Consider the following 1,003-nt stretch of genomic DNA (forward strand, 5'->3'; position numbering starts at 1 on the left):
GAGCCTTTTCAAAGTCGATTTTCCTAAAGGCCCTCACTGGAGAGGACGAGGACGGCCTGGGCGAAGATGCCGACGCGGCGTGGGCAGCCGCGGAAACGGTCGAATATGTGCCAGTTCTTGAGGACCGCGAATCCTCGTTCGCCTTGCGAGCGGGTGGTGGCGTGGGTCCAGTTGGTCTCTTTGTCGCGGTCGGGGAGTTCCCTGTTCTTGGGTTTCTTGACCGGGACGAGGAGGCGGTCACCCTCGCCGCCGACGTAGCCCTTGTCCGCGTAGAGGTAGAGCCCCGAGCGGTCGATCAGATGGAGGACGTCGTGCATCCGGGCCGCGGTGAGGTCGTGGACGGAGCCGGGAAGTCCTTCGGAGATCCAGAGCAGCCGACCGTAGGGGTCGGTGAGGCCCTGCAGGTTGATGCCGTGGTACTTGTGCTTGCCCGAGTAGTACAGCTTGTTGTGCGCACGGACACGGTTGGTACGCACGACGGTGCCGTCGAGGATGAGGAAGTTGCTCTGGGTCCACGCGAAGGTCCAGACCGCGGCGAGCAGGGTCCGGCCGTGGGTGGCGAGCAGGCCGACGGCCTCGCGGATGTAGTTGTGGACGGTGCCGACGCTGACCTGGAAGCCCTCGGCGAGGTGCTCGTAGCGTTCACCCTTGCGGAGGTGGGCGAGCACCAGGAGTGCCTGCTCGCGTGGGGGCAGCTTGCGCCAGGTCCGGCGCTGGGCGCGGTCCTCGGCCAGCAGTCCCGTGAGGAAGGTCAGGGTCGACTCGGGCAGGTCGACGACACCGGGGTAGGTTAGCAACGGAAGTCCTCGGTCAAGGGCACAGTGGAGTAGGAACCCTGTGATCTACCGGGGACTTCTCTATTTACGGCATCCCTCCGCCCGCCGCCCGACCAACTATTGCCGTCGCCAGATGATGGAACGGCCCGAGCCGGTTCCCGTTCAATTCGTCAATTGGTGACCCTTAACCGCCGGGAGAATCAGACAAACCAAGATTGAAAAGGCTC

General features: G+C 64.1%; 1 protein-coding gene. It reads right to left on the reverse strand.

The window, feature by feature from the left end:
* Positions 1-23: 23 nt before the first annotated feature.
* Positions 24-797, reverse strand: coding sequence for an IS5/IS1182 family transposase (locus tag ACG83_RS41460; protein ID WP_054564425.1), 774 nt, complete (start codon positions 795-797; stop codon positions 24-26).
* Positions 798-1,003: the final 206 nt, after the last annotated feature.

The organism is Frankia sp. R43, assembly GCF_001306465.1.
Lineage (GTDB): Bacteria > Actinomycetota > Actinomycetes > Frankiales > Frankiaceae > Parafrankia > Parafrankia irregularis.